This window comes from Pseudoalteromonas phenolica (assembly GCF_005876835.1).
GTDB lineage: Bacteria > Pseudomonadota > Gammaproteobacteria > Enterobacterales > Alteromonadaceae > Pseudoalteromonas > Pseudoalteromonas phenolica_B.
In genome coordinates this window covers 1-1,539 of record NZ_PPSW01000004.1, presented here as the reverse complement: position 1 = coordinate 1,539, position 1,539 = coordinate 1, and the positions used below count along the sequence as shown (strand labels likewise).

At 39.0% G+C, this 1,539-nt stretch carries 1 protein-coding gene; it reads left to right on the top strand.

Translation table 11 applies throughout. The features are described from left to right. Positions 1 to 81: 81 nt before the first annotated feature. Positions 82 to 1,125, top strand: coding sequence for an IS110 family transposase (locus tag C1E24_RS01770; protein WP_138478185.1), 1,044 nt, complete (start codon positions 82 to 84; stop codon positions 1,123 to 1,125). The last annotated feature ends 414 nt before the right edge of the window (positions 1,126 to 1,539 follow it).

Here is a 1,539-nt window from a genome sequence, read left to right as displayed (position 1 = left end):
CTTGATACTTATTGAACCTTCTCCCCGAAGCTTAGCGAACAGCTAAACTTCAAGGCGACCAAACCAAAAGGAGAAAGCTCAATGAAATTCTATACTACTTTTCACAAATATTATTGTGGAATTGACCTTCACGCACGCATTTTATACGTTTGCATTCTTGATGAGCGTGGTAATAAAGTTGTTCATCAAAAAATAAAAGCTGATAAAGCTGAATTACTTAAACTCATTTCACCTTATCTTGAAGATATCGTAATTGGTGTTGAGTGCATGCATTGCTGGTATTGGGTCAGTGATTTATGTGCTGAGCAAGATATCGATTTTGTCCTTGGTCATGCCCTTTATATGAAAGCCATTCATGGTGGTAAAGCCAAAAATGATAAAATTGATTCTTATAAAATTGCTAGCCTATTACGTGGTGGCAACTTTCCGCTGGCTTACAATTACCCTGCTAATATGCGTTCAACTCGCGATTTACTGCGTAGAAGAACACGACTCGTTCAGCATGGCGCACAACTAAAAGCCCATATAGTTAACACAAATAGTCAGTACAACTACCCACCGCTTGAATTGCACATGAAAAACAAATGTGTTCGACAAGAATTCCAAACACGTTTTGACGACCAAGCTGTTCAACGTAATGTTAACTTTGACTTAGCCATACTCGATGCCTACGCAGAGGAACTTAAAAAGCTCGAATATTATTTAGAAAGCAAAGCTAAAAAGCATCAACCAAACTATTACGCACAACTGCGAACAATCCCAGGTATTGGTCTTATTCTAGCTATGACTATTTTGTATGAAATTGGCGATATTAACCGATTCGAGTCTGTACAAAAATTCGCGTCTTATTGTCGGCTCGTTAAATGCAAAGCAGAATCAGCAGGTAAAACCTATGGCACCAGTGGCAATAAAATTGGCAATGGTCACTTAAAGTGGGCATTCAGTGAAGCTGCTGTGCTTTATTTACGTGGAAACGACAAAGCTCGGCGCTACTTAAACAAATTACAAAAACGTATGAGCAAAGCCAAGGCTCTTTCAGTGCTAGCACATAAGCTAGGTCGCTGTGTTTATTTTATGTTGAAGAACAAGACGGTATTCGATGATGAACGATTCTTAAAAAGCTAAGTCGCACAATGGGGTGAGCTCTACACCTAACTAGATAGGCATGAACAACCACGCATTATTTGTGTTTATGTCAGTAATAGCTGAATTTTGCAGGTAAGTGTTGTCGAAGTAATAAGCTATTTGGCCTTGATTAGACACCCCATTGGTGCGCATTAATTTAAGCAATGAATTAAATCGTTTACACCTTAGCTGAGCCTTTAACTAACTGGACGAATGAGCCATCCCCTTGAGTAGTGCCAGATTAAGGTTAACCGATGAATGTCTAGTGGCCCTAAACGATAAGTTGTATCGACTGATTTAGGCAGCGATGAGATCGCAATAAGAGACCCTCAATATGTGTTTGCCGTAAACGATTTTAACGGCTAGCCGACATAACGAAGTTGAATAGATTTAAATGATTGCTAATACAAATTA

What these genes read in the sequence shown, in the direction of transcription:
- C1E24_RS01770 (WP_138478185.1), top strand. Translation starts at nt 82, where the DNA reads ATGAAATTCTATACTACTTTTCACAAATATTATTGTGGAATTGACCTT.